General features: G+C 63.9%; 9 protein-coding genes and 1 tRNA gene. 2 read left to right on the forward strand and 8 right to left on the reverse strand.

Features of this window, described 5'->3' with window-relative positions:
* On the forward strand, positions 1-1,643 hold a 1,643-nt coding region (locus RMO30_RS11805; protein WP_309713688.1), incomplete at its 5' end, for a PA domain-containing protein.
* 65 nt (positions 1,644-1,708) lie between these two features.
* Here RMO30_RS11805 and RMO30_RS11810 read toward each other — a convergent pair.
* From RMO30_RS11810 to RMO30_RS11845, 8 genes are all read right to left on the reverse strand, one after another.
* Entirely contained in the window at positions 1,709-2,083 is a 375-nt protein-coding gene (locus RMO30_RS11810) for a DUF4383 domain-containing protein (protein WP_309713690.1), read from the reverse strand.
* Between the two features lie 14 nt (positions 2,084-2,097).
* Positions 2,098-2,397 (reverse strand): DUF2470 domain-containing protein, encoded by a 300-nt coding sequence (locus RMO30_RS11815; RefSeq protein ID WP_309713692.1) that lies wholly within the window; start codon positions 2,395-2,397, stop codon positions 2,098-2,100.
* 46 nt (positions 2,398-2,443) lie between these two features.
* Positions 2,444-2,836, reverse strand: a complete 393-nt coding sequence (locus RMO30_RS11820) for a roadblock/LC7 domain-containing protein (protein ID WP_309713695.1) — start codon at positions 2,834-2,836, stop codon at positions 2,444-2,446.
* Positions 2,833-3,402, reverse strand: a complete 570-nt coding sequence (locus tag RMO30_RS11825) for an ATP/GTP-binding protein (protein ID WP_309713698.1) — start codon at positions 3,400-3,402, stop codon at positions 2,833-2,835. The genes RMO30_RS11820 and RMO30_RS11825 overlap by 4 nt, the downstream gene beginning before the upstream one ends.
* Before the next feature lie 4 nt (positions 3,403-3,406).
* Entirely contained in the window at positions 3,407-4,063 is a 657-nt protein-coding gene (locus tag RMO30_RS11830; protein ID WP_309713701.1) for a hypothetical protein, read from the reverse strand.
* A gap of 32 nt (positions 4,064-4,095) precedes the next feature.
* Positions 4,096-4,503, reverse strand: coding sequence for a hypothetical protein (locus RMO30_RS11835; protein ID WP_309713704.1), 408 nt, complete (start codon positions 4,501-4,503; stop codon positions 4,096-4,098).
* Between the two features lie 283 nt (positions 4,504-4,786).
* Positions 4,787-5,146, reverse strand: coding sequence for a hypothetical protein (locus RMO30_RS11840; RefSeq protein WP_309713706.1), 360 nt, complete (start codon positions 5,144-5,146; stop codon positions 4,787-4,789).
* A gap of 73 nt (positions 5,147-5,219) precedes the next feature.
* A tRNA-Gly gene (locus RMO30_RS11845) sits at positions 5,220-5,290 on the reverse strand.
* A 55-nt stretch (positions 5,291-5,345) separates the two neighbouring features.
* On the opposite strand from RMO30_RS11845, the gene RMO30_RS11850 reads away from it, so the two are divergent.
* Positions 5,346-5,479 (forward strand): dCTP deaminase domain-containing protein (locus RMO30_RS11850; protein ID WP_397427934.1); only part of this gene is annotated, 134 nt, incomplete at its 3' end.

Consider the following 5,479-nt stretch of genomic DNA (forward strand, 5'->3'; position numbering starts at 1 on the left):
GCAACTTGGACATCTTCGAAGGAATGGAGGAGCCGGGCCGCATCGCCGACGTCTCGGCGTACGGCAACTACGCCTACCTCACCGCGTTCTGGGAACCCGAATGCGGTCGCGGCGGCGTCTACATCGTGGACATCTCCGACCCGACCGCGCCGGAACTGGTCACGCTCATCCCGAGCCACCGAGGAACGTTCAGCGGAGAGGGGTCGCAGGTCATCCACCTCGAGACCGCGTCTTTCGAGGGCGAGGTGCTCGCGTACCAGAACGAGATCTGCCCGGGTGAGACGCGCGGCGTTGGGGGAATTACGTTGGTCGACGTCACCGACCCGACTCATCCGAAGAAACTGGTGGAGGGCGCCGGCGACTTCAGCGTGCCGGGCAAGGCGCAGACGAAGTCCAATGAGACGCACTCCGTTCGGATGTGGACTGACGGCGACAAGGCATACGCCGTTCTCGTCGACGACCTCGAAGAGACCGACATCGACATCCTCGACATCACGAACCCGTCGAAGCCTGTGCTCATCTCGGAGACGTCGCTCGACGAGCAGACGGCACAGCCGCTCGGCGAGGTACACGGCGACGCCGTGTTCCTCCACGACATGGTGGTCAAGGAGATCGACGGCGTGCAGACGATGCTCGTCTCGTACTGGGATGGCGGCTACGCCAAGCTCAACGTCGACGACCCGGCCAACCCGGTCTTCATCTCGGATACCGACTACGACGCCGTCGACCCCGTCCGTGCCCAGTTCGGCGAGTCGGTCACTCCGGAAGGCAACGGACATCAGGCGGAGTTCACGAATGACGATGAGTACTTCATCGCCACCGATGAGGACTTCGACCCCTACCGGGTGACGGCCACGATGGAGGACGGCACCGAGTTCACGGCGGTGCAGGGCTCCGACGTGCCGGCGATCGATGCCGACTCGAGCCTCACCGGCGGCACCCGATTCCTGGGTCTCGCCTGCGACGCGGCGACGATCCCGCCCGCCGAGGCGACAGCCCTGGTCGCTGTCATCGAGCGCGGCGTGTGCGACTTCACCGTCAAGGTGCAAAACGCTCAGGCGGCCGGTTACGAGGGTGCGATCGTCGTCAACCGCACCGGCGTCGATGGCTGCGAGGCGCTCGTGTCGATGCTCGTGACCGCGGACATCCCTGCGGTCTTCGTTTCACGCACCGACGGCTTCCGCATCATCACCGGCGGAGTCCCGGCTGACTACAGCTGCGATGACGCCGGCGGCACCGCAATCCCCGTGGCCGTTGGAGCGACGGGTCAGGATGTCGACGTCAAGGCCGTCTTCGACGGCTGGGGCTACGTGCACCTGTACGACACCGACACGATGACCGACATCGACCAGTACTTCGTGCCCGAGAGCCAAGACGCCGCCTATGCGGAAGGTTTCGGCGATCTCTCCGTGCACGAGGTGGCAACCGACCCGAGTGAAAACCTCGCCTACATCTCGTACTACGCGGCCGGCTTCCGGGTTGTGAGCTATGGACCCGGCGGACTCGAAGAAGTGGGACATTTCATCGACGGCGGCGGCAACAACTTCTGGGGTGTCGAGGTTCACGAACACCCCGACGGTCAGAAGTACGTGCTGGCCTCCGACCGCGACAGCGGGCTATACATCCTCCAATACCAGCCGTGATCGACTGACCGCAGCCGACGACGGGCGGGCGCGAGACGCGTTCGCCCGTCGTGGCGGTCTCCGCGCTACAGAGTGGGAGGAGCGTCGGATGCAGTCGCGGTGTCGCGGCGCGCACCGAGTCCGACCGCGAGGTGGACAGTCGCCGACGCGAAGAGTGCGACCTCGTCGAGAGCGGTCAGTCCGACGACGTTGAAGTCGGTGCCGACGAGGAAGAGCCCGGCGTAACCGAGGACCAACCACGCAGTTCCGATGACGATGTTCGCCCCGCGGGCGGGGGCGATCCCGAGTAGCGAACCGACGACGAGGGTCGTAGCGGCGACCGTGAAGAGTGCGGCGAGCAGCGGCCTATCCGCGAGCACCGAGAACAGGCCGTAGCCGGCGAACGCGATGCCGAGCGCAAGCGCGACGATGCGGTTCGGCGAGTGGAGCAGCGCGCGCACGGCCGGAACCCGTGTCAGTGCGGCCGGGCGTCGACGCCGAGCTTCTCGCACGCGGCGTCGTAGAGGGCGACGATGTCGCGCCGGATCTCCGCGCGTTCGCTCAGCGGCGCACCAGGCCACGGGATACGCAGCTCCTGCTGCTCACCCTCGAACTCGTAGTGCCAGATGCCGCCCTGCTCGTCGAGATCGTGCATCGTCGCATCACGTACCTCACGGTCGGCGAACGCCCGCACGATGAGCACGTTGTCTTCGATGTGGTCGTCGTTCATGTGGTGGAGCACCGCTGCGACGACCTCAGGGGAGAAAGCAGCCATACGGTCCACGTTAACTCAACGCCGCCATCGCAACCTTCGGTGCACCCTATGCGAGCAGGTCGGCCATCTTCTGCGCGAACGATCGGGTGACGGCTAGGGCATGTCCGACTGTCGCATCGTTGTCGAAGAGGGCAGAGAGCACGAGTTCTTGCCCCGGCACCCGCAGCTGCACGACGTGACCCTTGCCCGACGCGATGATGATGTATTCGCTGTCACCGATGTTCAGTTCGTGGGTCACGGCGTCGCCGAGCGCCTGCATCGAGCTCGCCATTCCGGCGAACCTCTCGCCGTCGGTCTTGACCGGGAATCGGGCGACGTCGAAGCCGTCGTCGGTCAGCAGCGCGGCGTAGGTGAGAGAACTCGTTGCAGCATTCATTTCAGCGAGCAGCGTCGACGCGGCCTCCACCACGTCGGGCTTCAGGTGAAGTCCCGTGCTCATACTGACCTCGCCACCGTAGGCACGCCGAAAGCAGCGCGCATCTCGATGTTGACGACAAGCGTCAGCAGAAGGTTCTGCATCTGATTGCGCACGCGTGGGTCGACCGTGAACACCGGGATGACCAGCCCCGGATTCGTTCGCTCGAGGGCATCATAGATTTCGGCCAGCGTCGGGCCCGGCATCACGTCGGCGCGGGTGACTCCGATGACGACCCCTCCGCGGTCGTAGAGCACGCGGAACTCTTCGAGAAAGAAGATCATCTCCCCGATGGGGTCAGGGGAATCGCTGTTGACGAGCAAGACCATCCCCTTGGCACGCTTCTTGAGGATGGTCCACATGAAGTTGAATCGCCGCTGTCCCGGAATGCCGTAAAGCCGAACCTTTTCCTGGGCTCCGACGAGAATCTCCCCGTAGTCGAGCGCCACCGTTGTCGTGGCCTTGTCGACGATGTGCCGTTCGGAATTGTTCGCCTCGGTCCGAACGACTTCAATCTCGCTGAGGCTCTGGATTGCCGTGGTCTTTCCCGCTCCCATGGGACCCGTGAAAAGGATGACATGTTCCGCCACGGCGTCAGCGCCCCAGCCGCTTGCGCAGTCGAGCGAAGAGGCTGTCGCGCTTGGCCGCCGCGGTCTGGGGAGCCATCGTCGCGGCAGGAGCAGCCGCCGAACGCGCAAGAATCCGCATGAGGCTGAGCGCGTTGATCAAGCGCTGGGCCTCCGACACCTCAACGCCGGCGAAGGCGGCCAGCTCGGCCGTACTGGCATACGCATTGCCGAGCACCGCGATCATTTGCACCTGGCGCAGATTGTGCGAGTGCTGCGTCAGGTTCGGCCAGCGAGTGAGGCTGTAGCGCTCGCCCGGCGAGAGCCAGACCGCGGGCCCGCCACCGAAGGAGTTGAGTCCCATCTCCCACAGCAACCCGTCAAGATCCTGACCGGGGAGCTCAAAGTACGGCGGATCATCAGCACTGGTCGGCACGGTCTCTAGTCGCGTATGAACAGCGTCGACCGGGAAGTCTTCAAGGGGAGTGGACCAGGAGAACGCGTGGTGGCGAAAATCGATGAGCAGCGGCTCGTGCCCCTCGATCACCATCCGGATGTGCACCGGAGTGTTCAACGACAGAACCGCCGTGACCGCCATCGCCGCTTGAGTCCAGCCCACGGTTACCGGAAAGTCCACCGTCTCCGGGGGCGGCTCCCCGGCAACGTGTTCGACGTCGATAGTCATGCGGCTTCCTCGCCTCGTGGTTACTGCGGGCCCTACAGCTGAATCTGAAGATCTGCTTCGGCTGCCTTGTACCTCGCCATGGCGAGGCTCGACTTGGCTTTGTCTCCGATGAGGTACGTAAAGATCGTGGGGTTGCGGGGCAGCGGGTGAATGATCTGAACCTGGCTCGTCAGCGAGATCAGGACGTCGTCGATCTGTTCATCGCCGCCCAGAGCTTTGATGCTCCCGAGTCGCGCGCGAAGAATCACCGAGGCGCCCGCGGCCGCTAGATCGATATCAACACCGGAACCGGCTTTGCCCAGGATCATCCCGGTCTCACTGTCCACGACCGCGACGCACATTGCTCCGTCGAAGCTCAGGAGCTTTGCGAGAACCCCGTCGAGACTCGGACGGTCGTTTGAAGACTCAACGGCGGGTGCTACCTCGACCTCGACATCCACGGGCACTGCCGCCGCTGCCGGTTGGGCCGCAACGGCTGCGGCCGGGGCGGCGTGCGCCGCAGGGATGAAGTCGTCGAGCCTCTGGGCCCACCCAGAGAAGTCCGGCTCGGAATAGTCCGGGCGGTCAGGTTCCGTCTTGGAGCGACGGAGACCCGATTTGAGTCGGGATTCAAGGCTCATGCGACGGCATCCTCATCTAATGGGTCGAGGACTCCATGGTTTCGGGCGATGGGCGCGACAGAAACCCCCACTTGTGGGCATCGGAGGCAGGTGACGGGACGGGCTACAGCTCGAGCTGCTGTTCGCACTCGCTCACTTTGTAGCGCGCCATGGCCAGATTCGACTTGTTCTTGTCCAAGGCGAGGTAGAGAAAGATCGACGGGTTCACGGCCAGGGGTCGAACAATGTCGTACTGCGTGCTCAAGGTGATGAGGATGTCGTCGATCGCGTCGTTCGACCCCAGAGTTCCGATCGACTTCAGTTGGGCGCGAACCACCTCAGTGTTGGCGGCCGCCGTTATCTCGAGGTGAGCATCTGACCCTGCATGACTCAGGACCATTCCAGAACTGCTGTCGACGAGAGCCGCGGATCGTGCTCCCGGAAGCTCGACAAGGCGTTCCAATGACTCGGCGACGTTCGACATTTTCTGGATCCTCGCTAGGAACTCCAACGCAGACGGGCGTGACACACCGGAAGTCACTCGAACAGCCACTCCGAGCGGATGACGGGAATCGAACCCGCGCTATCAGCTTGGGAAGCTGAAGTTCTGCCATTGAACTACATCCGCGCGCTGCCCCTGCGGGCGACTGAGCCAGTGTAACTGAGCCGGTAGCCTCGTTCCCATGCTGCTGAGCGACCGCGACATCCGGGCCGAACTCGACGCCGGACACATCGGGTTGGAGCCGCTCGACCGCGACATGATCCAGCCGTCGAGCATCGATGTGCGGCTCGACCGGTTCTTTCGGCTGTTCGACAA

This window comes from Pseudolysinimonas sp. (assembly GCF_031389465.1).
Taxonomy (GTDB): Bacteria; Actinomycetota; Actinomycetes; order Actinomycetales; family Microbacteriaceae; genus Pseudolysinimonas_A.